19 protein-coding genes are annotated in these 18802 nt (G+C 62.6%); all 19 read left to right on the top strand.

Annotated features, from left to right (window positions below):
• The first annotated feature begins 60 nt into the window (after window positions 1-60).
• The 19 genes from ACSQ86_RS28445 to ACSQ86_RS28355 all read left to right on the top strand — a co-directional run bounded on the left by ACSQ86_RS28445 (window position 61) and on the right by ACSQ86_RS28355 (window position 18800).
• Window positions 61-744 (top strand): TerC family protein, encoded by a 684-nt coding sequence (locus tag ACSQ86_RS28445; RefSeq protein ID WP_436310108.1) that lies wholly within the window; start codon window positions 61-63, stop codon window positions 742-744.
• Between the two features lie 29 nt (window positions 745-773).
• Window positions 774-1583 carry a Stp1/IreP family PP2C-type Ser/Thr phosphatase gene (locus tag ACSQ86_RS28440; RefSeq protein ID WP_436310107.1) on the top strand — a complete coding sequence of 270 codons (810 nt, stop codon included), beginning with the start codon at window positions 774-776 and terminating at the stop codon, window positions 1581-1583.
• A gap of 29 nt (window positions 1584-1612) precedes the next feature.
• Window positions 1613-2263 (top strand): FHA domain-containing protein, encoded by a 651-nt coding sequence (locus ACSQ86_RS28435; protein WP_093108549.1) that lies wholly within the window; start codon window positions 1613-1615, stop codon window positions 2261-2263.
• 185 nt (window positions 2264-2448) lie between these two features.
• On the top strand, window positions 2449-3255 hold the full coding sequence (locus ACSQ86_RS28430; RefSeq protein ID WP_436310106.1) for a 3',5'-cyclic-nucleotide phosphodiesterase: 807 nt from the start codon (window positions 2449-2451) through the stop codon (window positions 3253-3255).
• 202 nt (window positions 3256-3457) lie between these two features.
• Window positions 3458-3907 (top strand): pilin, encoded by a 450-nt coding sequence (locus ACSQ86_RS28425; protein ID WP_436310315.1) that lies wholly within the window; start codon window positions 3458-3460, stop codon window positions 3905-3907.
• A gap of 58 nt (window positions 3908-3965) precedes the next feature.
• Window positions 3966-5345, top strand: coding sequence for an O-antigen ligase family protein (locus ACSQ86_RS28420; RefSeq protein ID WP_436310105.1), 1380 nt, complete (start codon window positions 3966-3968; stop codon window positions 5343-5345).
• A 50-nt stretch (window positions 5346-5395) separates the two neighbouring features.
• Window positions 5396-7123, top strand: a complete 1728-nt coding sequence (locus tag ACSQ86_RS28415) for a Wzy polymerase domain-containing protein (protein WP_436310104.1) — start codon at window positions 5396-5398, stop codon at window positions 7121-7123.
• A gap of 10 nt (window positions 7124-7133) precedes the next feature.
• Window positions 7134-9047 (top strand): polysaccharide biosynthesis protein, encoded by a 1914-nt coding sequence (locus ACSQ86_RS28410; RefSeq protein WP_436310103.1) that lies wholly within the window; start codon window positions 7134-7136, stop codon window positions 9045-9047.
• Window positions 9048-9122: 75 nt separating this feature from the next.
• Window positions 9123-9929 (top strand): class I SAM-dependent methyltransferase, encoded by an 807-nt coding sequence (locus ACSQ86_RS28405; protein WP_436310102.1) that lies wholly within the window; start codon window positions 9123-9125, stop codon window positions 9927-9929.
• A gap of 56 nt (window positions 9930-9985) precedes the next feature.
• Entirely contained in the window at window positions 9986-11122 is a 1137-nt protein-coding gene (locus ACSQ86_RS28400) for a hypothetical protein (protein ID WP_436310101.1), read from the top strand.
• Window positions 11119-12237 carry a glycosyltransferase gene (locus ACSQ86_RS28395; RefSeq protein ID WP_436310100.1) on the top strand — a complete coding sequence of 373 codons (1119 nt, stop codon included), beginning with the start codon at window positions 11119-11121 and terminating at the stop codon, window positions 12235-12237. The genes ACSQ86_RS28400 and ACSQ86_RS28395 overlap by 4 nt, the downstream gene beginning before the upstream one ends.
• 88 nt (window positions 12238-12325) lie before the next feature.
• Window positions 12326-13057, top strand: a complete 732-nt coding sequence (locus tag ACSQ86_RS28390) for a methyltransferase domain-containing protein (RefSeq protein ID WP_436310099.1) — start codon at window positions 12326-12328, stop codon at window positions 13055-13057.
• A gap of 11 nt (window positions 13058-13068) precedes the next feature.
• Window positions 13069-14109, top strand: coding sequence for a glycosyltransferase family 2 protein (locus tag ACSQ86_RS28385; protein WP_436310098.1), 1041 nt, complete (start codon window positions 13069-13071; stop codon window positions 14107-14109).
• A gap of 5 nt (window positions 14110-14114) precedes the next feature.
• Complete coding sequence (locus ACSQ86_RS28380) at window positions 14115-14825, top strand: class I SAM-dependent methyltransferase (protein ID WP_436310097.1); 711 nt, start codon at window positions 14115-14117, stop codon at window positions 14823-14825.
• Window positions 14826-14829: 4 nt separating this feature from the next.
• Window positions 14830-15993 (top strand): DegT/DnrJ/EryC1/StrS family aminotransferase, encoded by a 1164-nt coding sequence (locus tag ACSQ86_RS28375; protein WP_436310096.1) that lies wholly within the window; start codon window positions 14830-14832, stop codon window positions 15991-15993.
• Window positions 15993-16598, top strand: coding sequence for a sugar transferase (locus ACSQ86_RS28370; protein WP_436310095.1), 606 nt, complete (start codon window positions 15993-15995; stop codon window positions 16596-16598). Before ACSQ86_RS28375 ends, ACSQ86_RS28370 begins: the two co-directional genes overlap by 1 nt.
• A 108-nt stretch (window positions 16599-16706) precedes the next feature.
• Entirely contained in the window at window positions 16707-17291 is a 585-nt protein-coding gene (locus ACSQ86_RS28365) for a GspH/FimT family pseudopilin (protein ID WP_436310094.1), read from the top strand.
• 10 nt (window positions 17292-17301) lie between these two features.
• Window positions 17302-17883: a type IV pilus modification protein PilV gene (pilV, locus tag ACSQ86_RS28360; protein ID WP_436310093.1), complete on the top strand. Its 582-nt coding sequence runs from the start codon at window positions 17302-17304 to the stop codon at window positions 17881-17883.
• Window positions 17880-18800: a PilW family protein gene (locus ACSQ86_RS28355; RefSeq protein WP_436310092.1), complete on the top strand. Its 921-nt coding sequence runs from the start codon at window positions 17880-17882 to the stop codon at window positions 18798-18800. The genes pilV and ACSQ86_RS28355 overlap by 4 nt, the downstream gene beginning before the upstream one ends.
• Window positions 18801-18802 lie beyond the last annotated feature (2 nt).

Below are 18802 nucleotides of genomic sequence, written 5' to 3'. Positions count from 1 at the left end.
AAAAGCGCTCGCAATTCACGTTGCGGGCGCTTTTTCAATACATAACAGTGGATATGAGACATGGATTATTTGCAAACTGCCGATTTCTGGATCGGGCTCGTCAAGATTGTCTGGATCAACATCATTCTTTCGGGAGACAACGCGGTGGTGATCGCGATGGCTGCCCGTTCGCTGCCGCCGCATCAGCAGCAGAAGGCCGTGCTGTTCGGCTCGGGCGCGGCCGTGGTGCTGCGCATCGCGCTCACCGTGGTTGCTGCCAAGCTGCTGGCGCTGCCCTACTTGCAGATCCTCGGCGGCGCGCTGCTGCTGTGGATCGGCGTGCAGCTGCTCGGCGATGAGGAAAACGACAACGGCGAGGAAAAGGAATACGGCAGCATGCTCGCCGCGGTGCGGACCATCCTGCTGGCCGACCTGGTCATGAGCCTGGACAACGTGATCGCGGTCGCCGCCGCGGCGCAGGGCAGCATGGTGCTGCTGGTGCTGGGCTTGGCCATCAGCATCCCGTTGGTAATTTTCGGCAGTACCCTCATGATCAAGCTCATGGAACGTTTCCCGATCATCATCATGCTCGGCGCCGCGCTGATCGGCTGGGTCGGCGGCGAGACCATCGTGAGCGACGTCGCCTTGCGCGGCGCCCTGGCGGCCAACCCCTGGCTGCACTATGCAGGCGCTGCGGCCGGCGCATTCTTCGTCGTCGCTGTCGGCCGCTGGCAGCAAAGGCGCGCGGCCGCAGCCGCGCACTGAGCGAGCGGCCCCCTCAACCAAACTGATTCATGGCGAACCTGGGCGTATCCGCTTCTCTTGACACCGGCTCGCTGACCTGGGACTTCGCCGCGCTCACCGACCCTGGCCGGGTGCGCGCCAACAACGAAGACACGATCGCCTTCGACGCCTCGCTGGGCCTGGTTCTCCTGGCCGACGGCATGGGCGGCTACAACGGCGGCGAGGTCGCCAGCGGCATGGCCATCGCCTTGCTGCAAGCCAGCTTCGGCCGCTGGCTGGCCCACGCCGGGCCGACCGCCAACCCGCGGGCCGTGCGCCGCGCGCTGCAGGCCGGTACCGACGAGGCCAACGCGGCCATCCTCGAGGCCGGCGTCGCGAATATGCAGCTGCAGGGCATGGGCACCACGCTTGTGCTGGCCGCCTTCGGGTCCAAGCGTGCGATCGTCGGCCACATCGGCGACTCGCGCTGCTACCGGCTGCGCAACGAAAAGCTCGAACAGCTCACGCGCGACCATTCGCTGCTGCAGGAGCAGCTCGACGCTGGCGCAATCACGCCCGAGCAGGCCATCCTGTCGCCGCACCGCAACCTGGTGACGCGGGCGCTCGGCATCGAACGCCATGTCGAACTCGAAATGCACGAGCACAACGTGAAACCCGGGGACCTTTTCCTGCTATGTTCCGATGGGCTGAGCGAGATGGTCCCCGACGCGCAGCTTTTCACGCTTTTGTTACAAGATATCGGCCTTTCGGAGAAAGCAACACTTTTGGTTTCAACTGCGAATGACAATGGCGGCAGGGACAACATTTCGGTTGTCCTCGCCAGAGCAGGCTCAGGTGAAGCGCTCGAGGCATCCGGATAGCCCAAAAAAATGAGATCCAGGAGTCGGCCATGCCGAAAATGATCGTTTCGATCGACGGTGTCGTCATCAAGGAGGTGACGCTCGCCAAGGACCGCACCACGCTGGGACGGCGGCCGTACAACGACATCGTGATCGACAATCTGGCGATCAGCGGTGAACACGCCGTGCTGCACATGATCGGCGGCGACGTCTACCTGGAAGATCTCAACAGCACCAACGGCACCTACATCAATGGGCGTGCCGTCAAGAAGCAGGCGCTCGAGCACAACGACGTTGTCGAGGTCGGCAAGTACAAGATCCGCTACCTGGTGGCCAGCGGCGCCTCCGAAGGGGCCGGGCCGGCGCCGCACATCGCGCCGGCACCATCAGGCCCGATTCCCCTCAGTTCCGCACCCACGGTGCACCAGCCCTTCGGCGGCGGCACCGGCGTGGCTGTCATGCGCGTCCTGTCGGGCAGCGGCGCCGGGCGCGAACTCTCCCTGCAGAAGGTCGTCACCACGATCGGCAAACCCGGCGTGGCCGTCGCTGCCGTCACGCGGCGCCTGCACGGCTACGTGGTGGCGCCCATCGACGGCGGCACTGAGCTCAACGGCGAACCGCTCGGCAACGAGGCCGTCGCCCTGCAGGACGGCGACGTGCTCGAACTCGGCGGCACGCGGATGCAGTTCGTCGCCGGCTGAGAGCCGGCGGGCGCGCCGAGGCTTTCGTACGGGAGGCTTGACCCCACTGCCGGCTGTAGATGCCAAAAAAGTCCTTTACCAGCTATACGCGCAGCGTTTAGCCTCAATGGCGTTGCAGCCCAAAGACCAGAACTGGGATGGTGCAACCCGGTTCGAAACCAAATAGAAAACAAAAGGCCTCGCATATGCAGGTGCGCGTGTTGGGTTGCTCGGGCGCCATCGCCAAGGACTGCCGCACGACGTCATTCCTGGTCGACAGCGACCTGCTGGTCGACGCCGGCACCGGCGTCGGCGACCTGAGCCTGGACGAAATGAGCGCCATCGACGACGTGGTGCTCACCCATTCGCACCTCGACCACATCGCCGCGCTGCCCCTGATGATCGACGCCGTGGCCAGCCGCCGCGGCAAGCCGCTGCGCGTGCATGCGCTGCGCCCCACCATCGAGGCGCTGCGCGCCCACGTGTTCAACAACGTCATCTGGCCGGATTTCGCGAGCATTCCAAGTCGCGAGGCGCCGTTCGTGAGCTTTCATGACATCGTGGTCGGGCAGCAGTTCGAACTCGGAACCCGGGCGCTCAAGAACATCGAGGTGCTGCCGGCTGTGCATACCGTGCCGGCTTGCGGGTACGCCGTGCGCTGTGCTGAGGGTGGGCCGAACTGGGTCTTCAGCGGGGACACGGAGCGTAATCCGGCCTTTTGGCAGCGGGTGAACCAGCTTGATGTGGGGATGCTGGTTATTGAAACGGCGTTCAGTAACCGGGAACAGGCCTTGGCCCAGCGCAGCTTGCACTTGTCGCCCGCGACTTTGGCCGACGAACTGGCGAACATCGCGCCCGGCAAGAACTACCCGATCTACATCACCCACACCAAGCCGGCCGAGACCGAAGAGATCATGAGCCAGATCGACGGGTTGACAGCGAGTTCGCAGATGCATGGCACGAAGGGATGGGACATTCGGTGGCTGGAGGCGGCGGGGGTGCTGCAGGTCTGACACTGTGGGTGGTGGACTGACAAATTTGTCATCTCACGTGTGGCGTTTGCAACAGGTTGTGTCACCTGTTGTAACCCCGGCGAGAATAAATGCACACCAAGGTTTGCTTCAGAGGCGAGCAGCCGGGATGGCACAGATGCTGCGGAGGTTGAACGCACCGGGGGCCTTCCTCGGGCCCTTCAACCAACTGGAGTTTCTTGAAATGAACCGTCGTTCCATCGCACGCAACGTGCAAAAGGGTTTCACCCTTATCGAATTGATGATCGTTGTGGCGATCATCGGCATCTTGGCTGCTGTGGCGCTGCCGGCGTATCAGGATTACACCACCCGCGCCAAGATCTCCGAAGTGCTCGTCATGGGCGCTCCGGCCAAGCTGGCGGTCGCTGAAACCACCTCGTCGCTTGGTCTCCTTGCCTCGGTCACCGCGTCCAATAGCGGCTACGTCTTCCCCGGCGCAACAAAGTATGTGTCGAATGTGGTCGTTGCCAACGATGGCTCGGGCCTCGTGACGATCACCTCGACGGTTCCCAATGCGACGGGCGATATCCTGCTGACTCCGGCGAATGTCGGCACCAACACCGGTCAGCTGCGTTGGACGTGCTCCTCTGCCATTGCTTCGAAGTACCTGCCTTCCGAATGCCGTCCCAGCTGATCGTTGACCAGCGATAGAAGCGGCCCTCGGGGCCGCTTTTTTGTTCGCGACCTCTTTCATGACGTATCGAAATTTCGCAGACGGCTTTCTGGCGTGGATGATTCCCGCGTTCGCCGTCGTCGCATTTTCCGGCGTCATCACTTTTTTCGGGATCGCGGATCCGTACGATTTCTCTCGAAAAGCGCAGATCATCTGCCTGTCGACACTCATCGTCTGCTCCGTGTTTCGCCTGCCCGCGGTCATTCATGGAAGGCCGTGGTCCGGCCACTGGATCTGGGCGATTTCGCTGGCGCTTCTGGCGATCTGCCTGCAGGGCACTCGGTGGTCGCCGTTTTCCATCGCCGACGCCACGCTGTATGGCATGCTGTTTCTGGGGGTGTTTTTTTGTGCGAGGCTTTTCGAGGACGACCCGCAAAGGCCGGATCGAAGCGCAGTGATCCTGGCGCTCGCCCCGTCGCTCAATATCTGGTTGATGGTGTTGAGCATCATCGATCTTTGCATGAGCGGCACATGGCACGACTGGCAACTGGTGTTCACGACGGTCCGCGAATTCGACGATGCCTTGCTTCCGTGCCTGTTCCTGCTCTGGCATCGGCCCGGCGGATTGGCGCGAGCGCGGATGACGCCGCTGGTCTGGCTGCTTTCGACGCTCTATCTGCTGGCACTCTGGCAAGACGGCGCCCGCTCGGTCCTGCTGTCCGCGACGAGCGCGCTGTTGCTGGTGGCGCTTCTTCGAAAGGATTCAGCCCTGCTTCGTCTGCCGATTTCGTCGCTCGCCGTCGCGGGGGCATTCTTCTACGGCATGCGTTGGCTCTTCGACTCGGACCATACGACCAAGACCGTATTTCGCCTGACCACTTCCTCCCGAAGCGATTTGTGGGGCGGCCTCGTGGAATCCTGGGCCCGATCGCCGTGGGTGGGAATAGGCGGCGATCAATTCGGAAGGCACGACGGCCTCGTGATCGCGATGCACCCTCACAATATTGCGCTGCAATGGATCGGCGAGTACGGATTCTTGGGAGTGGGCGCCCTCGTTCTCGTCGGATTGCTTCTCTACCGGTTGATTCGGGGGCATCGCTGGATTCCTCCGTTTTGCCTCGGCGGCCTTTTGGCGTGCGTCATGAACAGTCTGTTTTCAGGCGCCTTTGTCTACCCCTTGAGCCAACTACTGATCGTATGGATGGCTGGATGGGCGCTGGCGTGTTACCGGAAGCGCTCAACCGATGCAGCCGCGGCGGCGGCCCCTCCAGCGGCGAATCTCAGGTCGCGCGCGCCGATCGTGCTGGTGTCCGCGATGCTGCTGGCAGGCATGTGGGCTGTCCATGGCCGTGACGTGCTGTCTCGCCAATCGTCCAATGATTCAGGCAATGTGTCCCCGCCTCGCTTCTGGCAACGCGGGGCCGTCCTTCATCTCGACATACCCGATGCGAGGCAGTAGCTGCTTTTGACGACGGAACAGGCTGTCCCATGTCGAATTCTTCCCAGGCCTTGAGCATCGCGGCGGCGGTGCCGAAGGCCCGCTCGACCCGCAATCCATCGACAGGGGTGGGCTGGTCGCTGTTGGCTTTCGGCTTCGCCCTGCCGTGGCTGATTCCCGTGCATTCCTATCCGTGGTCCACGCTCTACACCGAGGTCGCCGCCGGTCTGGCCGTGCTGCCGCTGGCCCTGTGGGCGGTGACGCGGCGTGCGCGAATGGATTTCGACCTGCTCTCGATGGGTTTCGCTGCCGCTGCGCTGATTCCCCTGCTGCAGGCCGCCGGCGGCATGTTCGCGTTTCCTGCCGAGGCGCTTCTGATCAGCGTGTACCTTCTGGGTTGCGCCGTGTCGGTTGCGATCGCCAGGTCCTGCGAGGCGCTGGCCCCGGGCCGTCTGCCGGACGCGCTGTTCGCCGGCTTCGTCGTGGCCGCCCTGATCTCGACGGCGCTCGCGCTGGCGCAATGGCTCCTGCTGGACTGGGGGCCCTTGATGGCGCCCATCTCGACAGGCAGCCGTCCCATGGCCAATGTCGGCCAAGCCAACGAGTTGAGCACGCTTCTGATGTGGGGGCTCATCGGCCTGTGGTGGGCCCACGCCCGACAGCGCATCGGCGGTGCGGTTGCGGTGCTTGCCGCGGCAACCTTACTGCTCGGGATTGCGAGCACGCAGTCCCGCACCGGCTGGCTCGGCATTGCACTGCTGTTGGCCGTCGCGTGGATCTCGCCGGCCTCTCTGGGGACCGCAAGGCACCGGCCGGCTTTCCTCGGGCTGGGGCTGTGGTTCGCGGTGCTGGCGCTCGGTTGGACTTTCGCCACAGCCTTGATTGACGCCGGTGGTGCCGACAGCCTGGGTTCGCGCCTCAGTTCGGGGCGCCGGCCAGAGATATGGTCGCTGATGATTGATGGCATCCTGCATCGGCCGTGGCTGGGTTATGGTTGGAATCAAGGTCGCTTGGTCCAGGTCGATGCGCTACCGCAGTACGCCGACCTGAAACTGGGCATCCAGCACGCCCACAACCTCGTGCTCGACCTGATGGTGTGGAACGGGGTGCCCCTGGGCCTGGCCATCGCGGGACTGCTGTGCCTCTGGTTCTGGTGGCAGGTGCGGCGTGCCGCGAGCGCCGAGCAGATCCTGATCCTGCTGGCCATCGGCACGTTCACGCTGCATGCCTTGCTTGAGCTGCCGCATTGCAAGGCGTTCTTCCTGGTTCCGGTCGCGCTGATGATGGGCATCCTGAACGCGCGCTCGTCGCTCGTTGCACCCGCGCGGCTGCCACGCGCCGTGTCTGCGGCCCTCGTAGTTGCGCTGGGCAGCGTCCTGCTGCTCGCGTGGAAGGAGTACCGCGCCATTGAGTTGGACGTGCAATCCGAGCGCTTGCGAGCCGCCCGCATCGGCGTTCGGGCGCCCCCTCCGGCGCTCGAGATTCATGTCCTGAACGGATTGCAGGCCGCGCTTGTCAACCTGCGCATCGAGCCGCGCGAAGGCATGCCGGCGAGCGAGATCGAGCGCTTGCGCTTGACGGCCAGGCGCTATCCCGTAGAGAACGCGCTCTTGCGATATGCCAAGGCCGCCGCGCTCAACGGGCGGCCGCTGGCCGCGCAGGAAGCGCTGCGACAATCGTGCCTGCTCTTCTCGCGTGCTTATTGCGACAAGCTTCGAGGCGCCTGGGGCGAATTCGCGAGCGAACATCAGGGTGTCGAGCCGGTGCCCTTTCCCCGTATCGACCTGGAAGTCCAGTGACCGCAAAGCGATGCAAGACACGATCCTGAGCTGGTCTCGCTCCCGAAAGCGCATGGTGGTGATGGCGCTCGACGCCGTGCTCGCGCTGGTGTCGATGTGGCTCGCGTTCACGCTGCGGCTCGACACGCTGCACTGGCCCGCGGGCGCTGAATGGGTCGCCTACGCGGTGGCGCCCGCGCTGGCCATCCCGATCTTCTTCCAGCTGGGTCTGTACAAGGCGATCTTCCGCTACACGGGCATGGCATCGATCCTGGCGACGGGCCGTGCCGTCGCGCTGTATGGCTTCGCGCTGTGCCCGCTCGTCTGGCTGCTTTTCCATTGGGAAGGCATCCCGCGCAGCCTCATCGTGCTGCAGCCGCTCCTCTTTCTGATCCTCGTCGCATCGAGCCGTGCGCTGGGCTGGCAATGGATTGCCAGCCGCACCCGTGCTCGCGGCACGCCCTTGCTGATCTATGGCGCCGGCGTGGCGGGGGCGCAAACTGCGGCCGCGCTCTCGGGAACACACGACTACTCGCTGGTCGGATTCGTCGATGACGATCCCCAGAAGGTCGGGCGCACGATCAATGGTGTCAAGGTCTATGCCTACGCCGAAGCCGCCGATGTCGTGGTCCGGCATGCGGTTACGGATATTCTCCTTGCGGTGCCGAGCGCGACGCGGCAGCGGCGCAATCAGCTCATCGAGCGTCTGCAATCGCTGCCCGTGCGGATTCGTTCGTTGCCAGGGTTGGCGGATCTCGCCAGTGGGCGGGTCACGGTGGACGATTTCCGCGACCTCGACCTCGACGACTTGCTAGGACGCGAACCCGTGGCGTCGCGGCCGGATTTTCTCGCCGGTGCCCTGGCAGGCCGCGTCGTCATGGTGACAGGCGCGGGAGGGAGCATCGGCAGCGAACTGTGCCGCCAGATTGCGCGCGAAGCGCCGAGCACGCTTCTTCTCGTCGATCACAGCGAGTATTCGCTCTACAAGATCCATCACGAACTTGAGCAGTGGGCGCTCGGCGGTGGCTTGGGAATGACCTTCGTGCCCGTGCTCGGCAGTGTCTGCAACCCGCAGCGCCTGGATTCGATCTGCGAGGCCCACAGGCCGGAGGTGATCTATCACGCGGCGGCCTACAAGCATGTCCCCATGGTCGAATCCAATCCGGGCGAGGCCGTGAACAACAACGTGCTGGGCACGCTCAGCCTGGCCCGGGCGGCGCTCAAGTGGGGCGTCGATAGCTTTGTTCTGGTGTCTACTGACAAGGCGGTCAGACCGACCAACGTGATGGGCGCCACTAAGCGGATCGCCGAACAGATCCTGCAGTCGCTTGCCGGCTGTGAAGCCGATCCCTTCGACGAGGGGAACGCCCCGCACTCGAAGTCGGGCACGATGACGCGATTCTCGATGGTGCGCTTCGGCAATGTCCTGGGTTCCAGCGGCAGCGTGGTTCCCCTATTTCGCGCCCAGATCGCTAACGGTGGGCCGGTGACCGTGACGGACCCGGAAGTCACGCGATACTTCATGACGATCCCGGAGGCGGTGCAACTCGTCCTGTATGCGGGCGCGATGGCTCGCAGTGGAGACCTCTTCGTGCTCGACATGGGCGCGCCCGTGAAGATCGTGGATCTGGCCAAGCGCATGATCACCCTGTCCGGGCGATCGGTGCGCGACGAGTTCCGTCCGACGGGAGACATCAGCATTACCTTCACTGGCCTGCGTGCGGGAGAAAAGCGCTTCGAGGAACTCCTGATCGGGGAGAATCCGATGCCGACCGATCACCCTCGAATCATTCGCGCAAGAGAAGACTTCATGCCGTGGCCCGCGCTCAAGCTTCATTTGAAGACACTGCTCAGTGCGGCACACGATGACAATCTGGGTTCGATGAAAGATGTCTTGCGATTACTGGTCCCCGGCTATGAACAAAGTCTCGCTCTCGCGCAATAACGTCGGACAAGACGGCATGACATTGGTCGCCTCTCCGTGGCGCGATGTTGGCCTTCGATGTGGCATGGAGGCTCAGTGAGTTTGGACAGCGCTGGCAGGGGCGCACCCACATCAGAAATCGACTTCTCGACGTTGTACGATACGCATCCCGAATATGTGGCGCGACGTGAAGAAGGCTCGCTGGAGCAGGCGCAAATTGATATTGAGGTGCGACTTTTCAAGCTGCCGAATTTGATGCGGCTGCTCTCTTCCTCTCGCCAACTGCGGACCGTTCTTGAAATAGGCTGTGCCACCGGCGAGTTGATTGCTGCGCTGCCTGTTGTCCCTGGTGCTCGGAAAGTTGGCATGGATATATCGGCCGCCAATATCGCTGTGGCGAGCGCAAGGTATCCTGACATCGAGTTTCACTGTTCAGACTCCAACGCTTTGCAGGGGGTCGAGTTTGACGCGGTGATCATGAGTGACGTGCTGGAGCATGTGCCTCACGATCAAGAATTCTTGCGCGCTGCTGCGCAACTCGGCGACGTGGTACTGGTCAACTTACCACTCGAAGACAACTGGCTCAACTGGAGGCGTGACTACGGCGTGAACGATGTGTCGGGCCACTTGCGCAAGTATTCGCTTGCGGACGGAATGAGGCTGTTCGAGCTTGCAGGCTTGGACGTGCTGACTCATACGCAAGTGTGGTTTCACGAGACTGCAGCCGAACATGCTCGCCGCGCACTGCGCGAGCAAAGACTGGGCAGTGCTTTCTCAGGAAGTTGGCCGGAACGCGCTGCAAAGCGGACGATAGTCTTGGCGGCTGCCGCAGTGCCTCCGCTTGGCAGGCGCATATTCTCGTCAAACCTGTTCGCCATGGCCTGCAAACGGCCACCGCGGTGAACTTGCGCCGTCAACTGAGCCTGTCGCTGCTCGTGCAGGGAGCGGGGGCCGCGTCGATGCTGATCGCCACATTGTTGCTGGGCAGCGCCGTGGGGCCGGAGGAGCAGGGAAACTTCAGTCATACTAAAGCAGCCATCGAATTTGCTGCTGCGTTTGCAATGTTCGGCCTTCCGCAGGCCTTGTTCTTCTATGTCAAGTCCGGGCGCCTGAGCCTTCAAGCTGCTCTTCGTTGGACGTGGGCGAGTGCTCTGGTCGCTGTGCTCGTCGGAATGATCTTCGGCGTGGTTCAGCAAGAAGTAAGTAGCTCCGTGCAAGCCGCTGTTTTCGCCAGTGCGATAGCGCTATGCGTCGCCCACGGGCACTTGCGCGCATTGCTGTTGGTCGGCAAGCACACGGGTTGGTTCAACGCCGCGACCGCGTTGCCGCAGGTCCTGTTGATCGGAGGCGTGATTGTTGTTCTCTGGTTCGGGATCACAGGAAATTCGACGTGGCAGTTGCTCTTTGCCATGGCCTACGGCGCTAGTTCGGTCTTCGCTCTTTGGCAGGTGAAAAAGATGGGAAAGCCAGTCGCGGGCTCCCCCGCGGATTGGCGTGAACTGGGCCGCTATGGGATTGCCGCATGGCTTTTGGCCTCATTGTCGACCGCGGCCATTCTGTTGGTTCAGCAGTGGGTCGAGAGCGCGCAAGGTTCGGTCGCGCTAGGCCGCTTCACGATGGCGATGACTTTGGTTCAAGTGCCTCTTGCGCCGATTGGCTATGCCGCACCTTTGCTGTTTCGGCGCTGGATGGAGCAGTCTGGTGGGCGCTCGTCGCAGCGATGGGCCGCTGCGCTATGCGCTGCGCTTCTATTTGTCGCAGCCGCGCTTTGGCTAGCAGCGCCGACGTGGCCGCATCTTGGCCTTGGACCAGCTTATGCGGGAACGACGCAGGCATTTGCGGTGCTGATGATGGGCGCCGCGGCAGAGGCGGCCTCACGTGTGTTGACGGTCAATGTCTACGCGAATGGTTTGCCCTGGCTAGCCGTAAAGGCGGAAATCGTTCGCTGGCTCGTGCTATGCGGTGCCTGGTTGCTATTGCCATCACCGGGGCTCTTGTCCATGTGCGCCGTGTGGGCTGCAGGTGCGTGGGCTGCTGCTGCTGTGTTTGTGCTGCATTCATACCGCCTTGCTTCTTCTGACGAGAGCACCGCATGAAGGAACGCCGCGCGCTTCGTGTTGCACTGCTTGGTCCGGCCAACACGGTCCATCTGCAGCGCTGGGCAGCAGCGTTGGCGGGGCGGGGTCACACTGTGTGTGTGATCTCGCAGCACCGCTGCGACCCCTCGCTACTGCCGCATGCCGCGCGGGTCGTCTGGCTGCCATACCAAGCGCAGATTGGTTACTTCGCCAATGCTTGGATTCTGCGGCGTGAACTGCGACGATGGCGCCCTGATTTGCTGAACGCGCACTACGCCAGCGGCTATGGCACCACCGCGGCATTGGCTGGTTACAGCCCGACGCTGCTTTCGGTTTGGGGAAGCGACGTCTACGATTTCCCCAACGAGGGGGGCCTTAAAAACTGGCTGCTGCGACGAAACCTGCGGAGTGCGACGGCGATTGCTTCAACCAGCCACGCGATGGCGCAACAGGTGCAAGGCCTAACGCCTGAGCAACTCGACGTGACAGTCACGCCATTTGGCGTTGACCTCGAATATTTTGCACCCGCCCCAGCTCCACGCGACGCCGGCGTGCTGACGCTGGGGATTGTCAAGTCGCTCGCTCCGAAGTACGGCGTTGATCTGCTGTTGCGCGCTTTCGCTGGCTTGCTCGCTGACGGCGAGGTGCGTGCCAGCCGACATCAGTGCCGCCTGATCGTCGTTGGTGATGGCCCGCAGCGCGACGAATTGGTGGGGCTTTCACATCAACTCGGCATTGCGGCTCTGACGGAATTCGTAGGCGCGGTAGCGCACGCAGAGGTGCCTCGTTGGCTCAATCGCATGGATATCTATGCCGCGCCAAGTCGGCTCGACAGCGAAAGCTTCGGCGTCGCCGTGATTGAAGCCAGCGCTTGTGGCCTCCCCGTAGTGGTGAGCGACGCCGGCGGTCTCCCGGAGGTGGTACGTCACGGCGAGACTGGCTTGGTCGTGCCGCGCAACAACGTGCCTGCGCTGCAGAACGCGCTCAAGCGGCTTGTGCTGGAGCCCGATCTGCGAAGCAAGTTAGGTCGAGACGGCCGAGTCCTCGTTGCGCGTGAGTACGAGTGGGGTCACTGTCTGGATCTCATGGAGCAGTGCTACGCCCGCGTAATGCTACTGGCGGAATCGGCATGAACCCGCCGCGTCGACCTCTCTGCATGCGCAAGACGCACTGGCGCAAGGTGATGGCATTGCTGCCGACCGTACCTCCTTGGGAATGCCTATGAAAAATCGGGACCACTGGAAGCCCACCAAGTTCGACTGGAAAAGCGGTCGACTCAAGGGGGCAAGAGATCCTGTCGAACTCGGCGTAGGTTCGCGTTTGGTGGCGGACTTGGTGGCCGCGCAGTATCAGTCGCATCTAAAGACCAACGCGCGCGGCCGCCTGCTGGATCTGGGTTGCGGCAAAGTGCCGTTGTACTCGGCATATGCGCCGTACGTATCGGAAATCGTTTGTGTGGACTGGGCGCCAGGAGAGCACATCGATTTGCAATGTGATCTGTCGCAGCCCCTGCCATTTGATAGCAATCGCTTCGATACGATCATTCTGTCGGACGTGCTTGAGCACATCCCCGAGCCCCAGCTATTGTGGAGTGAGATGACAAGAGTGTTGGCGCCGGCGGGCAAGATCATCATGAACGTCCCGTTCTACTATCTGGTGCACGAGCACCCTCACGACTACTACCGCTACACGAACTTTGCACTCGAAAGGTTTGTGAAGATGAATGAGATGACTCTCGTAAAAATGTCTGCGATTGGCGGTATCGTTGAAATCATTGCCGATTTGTTTGCCAAAATCGTCACGAGGTTGCCGCTGATCGGACGCGCGTTAGCTATGCTGATTCAAACGTTAGCTTGGCACTTCCACAAGACACGACTGGGAGCGAAGGTGGCCGCCATATCGAGTCAGCACTTTCCGCTGGGGTACTTTGTGATCGCTGCGCGCAAGCCCTAGAGGCGAGAGACATGAGCATCTCTTCGCGAACTGTCAGCGCCATCGTTCCGTGCCGCAACGAGCGGCGTTATATCGAAGCCTTTTGCCGTAGCGTTTGTGCACAAGTGTTGCCAGCGAAGTGGTCGCTGCAGCTTGTGATTGCCGACGGATTGAGCGACGACGGAACGCGCGAAATGCTGAAGCATTTGTCCGCAGCTGACCCGCGCGTTCAGTGCATCGACAATCCGAAGCTGATCGTGTCGGCGGGGCTGAACCGCGCGTTGTCACGTGCCGACGGCGAGGTGATCGTGCGCATGGACGTGCACACGGACTATGCCACCGACTACATCGCCCAATGCATTTCGGTGCTGGCCGAGACCGGCGCTGACAACGTCGGTGGCGCGTGGCGCGCGGTTCCCGACGATGGCGCGGGCCCGATGCAGCAGGCGGTGGCTGCGGCATTTCAATCGCGGTGGGTGGCTGGCGGCGCCCTCTCGCGCCGGCTCGATCACGACGGCTGGGTCGACACCGTCTATCTCGGATGCTGGCCGCGCGCCACGTTCGAGCGCTTCGGCGGGTTCGACGAGTCGCTGGCGCGCAACCAGGACGACGAGCACAATCTTCGGCTGGTGCGCGGCGGCGGACGAGTCTGGCAGTCCTCGCGCATTCGCAGCACGTACCATCCGCGCGCGTCTCTCTCCCAGGTTTTTCGGCAGTACTTTCAGTATGGCTACTGGAAGCCGTTTGTGATGAAGAAGCATCGGCAAGCCGCGTCCCTGCGTCACTTGGCGCCAGTGGCATTTGTGGGCGCACTTGTTTTGTTGAGCTTGGTCGCTTTGCTTGGCGCGCCGGCCTGGCCGCTTGCCGCCTGCCTGTTGCTTTACCTGGGCGCCGTGGGCGCCATGACGGGCGGCGTCTTGCTGAAGGCCGGGGTCGGAATCAGCGCGCTGTCCCGCGTTCCGATGGTGATCGCTGCCTATCACTTCGGTTACGGTTTGGGTTCGCTGCTGGGCTTCTGGGATGTACTGCGCGGCGGCCGCGCGAACGAACGTTTCGCGGCCTTAACTCGGTAGTCGCGATGACGAAACTAGGCGACGATCCGAATCTCGAGCTTGAGTCGGTGCGCGAGCGTTACGACCGACGGGCGGCCCACGACCTCCGTTACAGCTTGCTCAACCCAGCCGCGCTGCACATGCATCAGGAGCGCCAGCGCGCGATGGTCCGGCTGTTCGTGCGGATCGGCATGACCGAGCTCCATCGCATCGATCTTGTCGAGGTAGGAAGCGGCGATGGTAGTAACCTGCTCGAACTGTTGCGGATGGGTTGCGCGCCGGATCGTCTTTCGGGCATCGAACTTCTGCCGGAGCGTCATGCGGCGGCGCGTGCACGGCTTCCTGCCGCCGTCCGACTCTCATCGGGCGACGCTGCCGTCGCATCGATTGAGCCGGCCAGTTGCGACATCGTCTTCGTCTCCACCGTGTTCTCCTCGCTGCTCGACGACGCATTCCAGCAACGCCTGGCCGATGCTATGTGGCGCTGGGTCAAGCCCGGCGGAGGCGTGCTGTGGTACGACTTCACGGTCGACAATCCGCGCAATGCCGATGTGCGTGGAGTGCCGCTCAAGCGCATTCGCGCACTCTTCCCGCAGGGCCAAGTGCACACACAGCGCATCACGTTGGCTCCGCCGATTGCTCGGCGCGTGACCGCCGTGCATCCTTCCCTTTACACCTTGTTCAACACAATTCCGCTGCTGCGCACGCATGTGCTCGCGTGGATCGCCAAATCCTGAAGCCATGCCAGAAAAAACCCCATTTCTGCCGTTCGCGTTGCCCGAACTCGGCGAGGAGGAACTCGCCGAGATCGCAAGCGCGCTGAAGTCGGGCTGGGTCACGACCGGCCCGAAGACCAAGCGTTTCGAAGAGGCATTTGGTGCGTTTCTCGGTGCCCCGGCGCTGCATTGCCTGGCAGTCAACTCGGCCACCGCCGGCCTTCACCTTGCGCTCGAGGCACTCGGTATTGGCCCGGGGGACGAGGTGATCACCACCACGCATACCTTTACCGCCACCGCGGAAGTGGTTCGATACCTCGGTGCCGACGTGGTGCTGGTGGATGTCGACCCCGTCACGCTGTGCATCGACCCGCGTCTCGTTGAAGCGGCGATCACGCCACGCACCAAGGCCATCATGCCGGTGCACTACGCAGGTCTTGCCGCGGACATGCCGGCGCTGCTGGCGTTGGCGCGAGCGCACAAGTTGAAGGTGGTGGAGGACGCCGCGCATGCGTTGCCCACCACATCCGCCGGCCAGCTCGTTGGAACACTAGGCTCCGACGTCACCGTCTTCAGTTTCTACGCCAACAAGACGATCACCACCGGTGAAGGAGGCATGGTTGTCACTCGCGACAGCGCGCTTGCCGAGCGCATGAAGGTCATGCGCCTGCACGGCATCAATCGCGACGCCTTCGATCGCTTCCAGTCGAAGACGCCCGCTTGGTACTACGAGGTGATTGCCCCAGGGTTCAAGTACAACCTCACGGACATTGCCGCAGCGATCGGGCTGGTGCAGTTGACCAAGCTGCCGCGGTTTCTCGAGCGCCGGCAATACCTGGCGGCACGCTATCACGAGGCGTTGAGCTCTTTGCCGCTGATCTGTCCTGCGGATCCTCCAGCGGGCGAGGTGCACGCCTGGCATCTCTATGTCATTCGCCTTGCCCCAACTGCCAAGGTGACACGAGACGAACTGGTGCAGGCGCTGTCCGACCGCGGCATCGGTACCAGCGTGCACTATGTGCCGCTCCATCGACAGCCCTATTGGCGCGACCGCTACGGGCTCACGCCGGAGATGTTTCCGCACTCCGATGCGGCCTACCAGGCAATGGTGAGCATTCCACTCTTCACGGCGATGAGCGATAGCGATCAAGACCGCGTGAGTGCCACATTGCACCAGGTGCTGGGCTGATGCTCAAGCGGCTATTCGATCTCGGCTTCGCGCTGTGCGCGTTGCTGGTGTCGGCCCCCGCGCTGGTTGGCGTGGCCCTCTGGGTCAAGTTCGATTCGCGAGGACCGGTCTTGTTTCGCCAGCAGCGCGTCGGCCTGCAAGGCAGGCTGTTCATGATCTATAAGTTCAGAACGATGCAGGTAGATGCCAGCGGGGCCGGGTCGCAGATCACCGTGGGCGCCGATCCGCGCATCACGCGCTCGGGCACATTCCTGCGGCGATACAAGCTCGACGAACTCCCGCAGTTCGTCAATGTGCTGGCCGGCGATATGAGCGTGGTGGGCCCGAGACCCGAGGTGCCGCGCTATGTGGCCATGTATCCGAGCGACGCCCGGCAGCTGATCCTAAGCGTGCGCCCCGGCATCACCGATCTGGCCTCGGTCGCTTATCGGGATGAGAGCGCGCTGTTGGCCGGCGCCGAGAATCCCGAAGCGTTCTACATCCAGGTGATCATGCCGGCCAAGCTGAGACACGGGCTGCTCTACGTCCAGAAGCGGAGCTTGTGGTTCGATGTCTTGATCATCTGGCGGACGGTCTCCGCCATCTTTTCCCGCGGATCACCTTAGGCCAAAACCGCCTATAGCGGCAGGCAGTCTCGAACTGGCCGACGAGCGGCCCCGTGTAGCCGTTGAACGGCTGCTCACACCAGACACAGTTTCGTGACAATTAGTCACATGTGCATCGAATCATTGTCCGGCCAAAGTCACGCGCCAGCTCCTGCGAGGGGCGTGACCATGATCGAGTTGCTCGTCACCATCGTCGTTCTCGGGGTGCTGCTTGCGGTGGGCTTGCCAAGCCTGCGCGATTTTCTGGTGGGCAATCGGCTCTCGTCTAACGTGAACGGCTTCATCGGACTGGTCAACTATGCCCGCAGCGAAGCCATCGTCAGGAATCAGGACGTCGTGGTTTGCCCCAAGAACGCCAGCACCATCGCGTGCGCTTCCACGTGGAACACCCTGGAGATTCAGGCTTTTGTGGATCTCGACGGCAATGGCGAACACGATGCCACAGATGTCTTGCTCAAGACCATGGCGGCTGTCGACCCGACGGACGCAGAAACGGGCTTCGAGCGCTCTCCTGCCGCGGGCACCTTGATCTTCGGCAGCGCAGGATTCGCCCGCACAGCCCAGTCTTTCAAGATCTACGCCAAATCGTCGGATTCCGCCTACCAGGCCCGCTTTGGCCGAACGGTTTGCATCAGCAAGGCCGGCCGCGTTCGCGTGGCGGCCTACACCGTGACGAGCTGCCCCGACTTCTAGGAATGTGGACATGGCCATGAGCATCCCCCGCCGCTCCAAATCCCAACAGGGCGCCACGCTGATCGAGGCGCTTGTTTCCATCCTGATCATGTCGCTCGGCCTGCTCGGTCTCGCGGGCCTGCAGGTCGGTGCCATGGCCTTTCAAAAGTCGGCGTGGTCCACCCACCGCGTGTCTGAGTTCACCGGCAACTTCGGCGAACGCATTCGAGCCAACCCCAAGGCGACCGACGCCGACTACCAGTACACGGCCAACTACACGACCGGCAAGGCGGCAACGCTGACCAAGCTGAACTGCCGCACCAGTGGCACTTGCACGTCTGCGCAGGTCGCTGCCGATGACTTGGCCGATCTTCTGCAGAAGGCGCAAGCCTCCTTGCCTCAGGGCTCGATGCAGGTGACGGGCACGATCGCCAATGGATTCGTGATCACAGCGATGTACTTCGATAAGGACTTCCGGAAATCGGATGGCACTCTGGATACCTCGGTGACCTGCGCCGCCACCACGACAGGGGTGGCTTGGCGCAACTGCTGCCCCGATACGGCGGCGGCTCCTGATGGCGTGCGCTGCCGTCGCTTCACGATCTTCCCTTGATCACGGCCCTGTTTCAGCTCATGTCCACCCCACACTCTCCCCGCAGCCGGAATCGCGGTGTCACGCTGGTCGAACTGATGGTCGGCCTCACGATCGGATTGATCCTGGTCATCATCGCCTCGTCCGTCTATCTCTATTCCAAGCAGTCCTATAACGCCGTCTCCGAAAACTCTCAGATGGAGGAGAACGGTCGCTTCGCGCTGGACCTGCTCACCAAGTACATCCAGAGCTCCGGGTTCGCGATGGTGGATCCGACCGCGCCAGGCCCCCAGCTTCCCCTCGAGGACAAGCTGGCCGGCTGCGACTACGGCTACGTCAACGCGACCGCGCCGACGACGCTCGGTGATCTTGCCTGCCGTACCGCCCCGCCGGCAGGGCAGCGCCGGTCCGCTTCCATCTTCTCCCGCTACGAGACGGACCAGTTCGCGTCGTCGGCCGGTAAACAGCAAGGCTACGGTTGCACCAACGAGGCGGCGGCCAGCAAGCTGGTGAGCGGCGTCCAGACCTACGAGGTCCGTTCGTACTTCTTCATTTCGCAGGTCACTGCCCAGACGCCTTACGGCACGACGTCGATGGGGCAACTCAGTTGCGTTTCGGACAGCACACCCGTCACCGACGGCGTGCTGGGCACCGTTGCCCTGCAGGTTCAACCATTGGTGCCGGGCATCGAGCAGATTCGGGTCGGCTATATCTCGTCGACCGGCAAGCTGCTCGACGCTGTGCCCACGACGGCCGCTGCATGGAAGGATGTCGCGGCGATCGAATTGTGTGTCTTGGCAAGGACGGTGCAGGCATCGGGCAATGACACCCGCACGCAATACACCGATTGCTATGGGGACGACATCACCTCCAGCTCGCCGGAAAGCTATCGCACCCTTCGTACCACGGTCGCGCTGCGAAACACCGCCTCGCTATGAAC

The organism is Variovorax sp. LjRoot130, from assembly GCF_964253755.1.
Lineage (GTDB): Bacteria > Pseudomonadota > Gammaproteobacteria > Burkholderiales > Burkholderiaceae_C > Variovorax.
The sequence above is the reverse complement of the archived record's forward strand: the minus strand, read 5'-3'. Positions and strand labels throughout refer to the sequence as shown.

Excerpts from the sequence above, each read along its gene's own strand:
- ACSQ86_RS28390 (WP_436310099.1), top strand. The coding sequence starts at position 12,326 with ATGAAAAATCGGGACCACTGGAAGCCCACCAAGTTCGACTGGAAAAGC.
- ACSQ86_RS28425 (WP_436310315.1), top strand. The coding sequence starts at position 3,458 with ATGAACCGTCGTTCCATCGCACGCAACGTGCAAAAGGGTTTCACCCTT.
- ACSQ86_RS28435 (WP_093108549.1), top strand. The coding sequence starts at position 1,613 with ATGCCGAAAATGATCGTTTCGATCGACGGTGTCGTCATCAAGGAGGTG.
- ACSQ86_RS28380 (WP_436310097.1), top strand. The coding sequence starts at position 14,115 with ATGACGAAACTAGGCGACGATCCGAATCTCGAGCTTGAGTCGGTGCGC.
- ACSQ86_RS28395 (WP_436310100.1), top strand. The coding sequence starts at position 11,119 with ATGAAGGAACGCCGCGCGCTTCGTGTTGCACTGCTTGGTCCGGCCAAC.
- ACSQ86_RS28440 (WP_436310107.1), top strand. The coding sequence starts at position 774 with ATGGCGAACCTGGGCGTATCCGCTTCTCTTGACACCGGCTCGCTGACC.
- ACSQ86_RS28420 (WP_436310105.1), top strand. The coding sequence starts at position 3,966 with ATGACGTATCGAAATTTCGCAGACGGCTTTCTGGCGTGGATGATTCCC.
- ACSQ86_RS28375 (WP_436310096.1), top strand. The coding sequence starts at position 14,830 with ATGCCAGAAAAAACCCCATTTCTGCCGTTCGCGTTGCCCGAACTCGGC.
- ACSQ86_RS28400 (WP_436310101.1), top strand. The coding sequence starts at position 9,986 with ATGCTGATCGCCACATTGTTGCTGGGCAGCGCCGTGGGGCCGGAGGAG.
- ACSQ86_RS28445 (WP_436310108.1), top strand. The coding sequence starts at position 61 with ATGGATTATTTGCAAACTGCCGATTTCTGGATCGGGCTCGTCAAGATT.
- ACSQ86_RS28430 (WP_436310106.1), top strand. The coding sequence starts at position 2,449 with ATGCAGGTGCGCGTGTTGGGTTGCTCGGGCGCCATCGCCAAGGACTGC.
- ACSQ86_RS28370 (WP_436310095.1), top strand. The coding sequence starts at position 15,993 with ATGCTCAAGCGGCTATTCGATCTCGGCTTCGCGCTGTGCGCGTTGCTG.
- ACSQ86_RS28410 (WP_436310103.1), top strand. The coding sequence starts at position 7,134 with ATGCAAGACACGATCCTGAGCTGGTCTCGCTCCCGAAAGCGCATGGTG.
- ACSQ86_RS28365 (WP_436310094.1), top strand. The coding sequence starts at position 16,707 with ATGTGCATCGAATCATTGTCCGGCCAAAGTCACGCGCCAGCTCCTGCG.
- ACSQ86_RS28385 (WP_436310098.1), top strand. The coding sequence starts at position 13,069 with ATGAGCATCTCTTCGCGAACTGTCAGCGCCATCGTTCCGTGCCGCAAC.
- pilV (WP_436310093.1), top strand. The coding sequence starts at position 17,302 with ATGGCCATGAGCATCCCCCGCCGCTCCAAATCCCAACAGGGCGCCACG.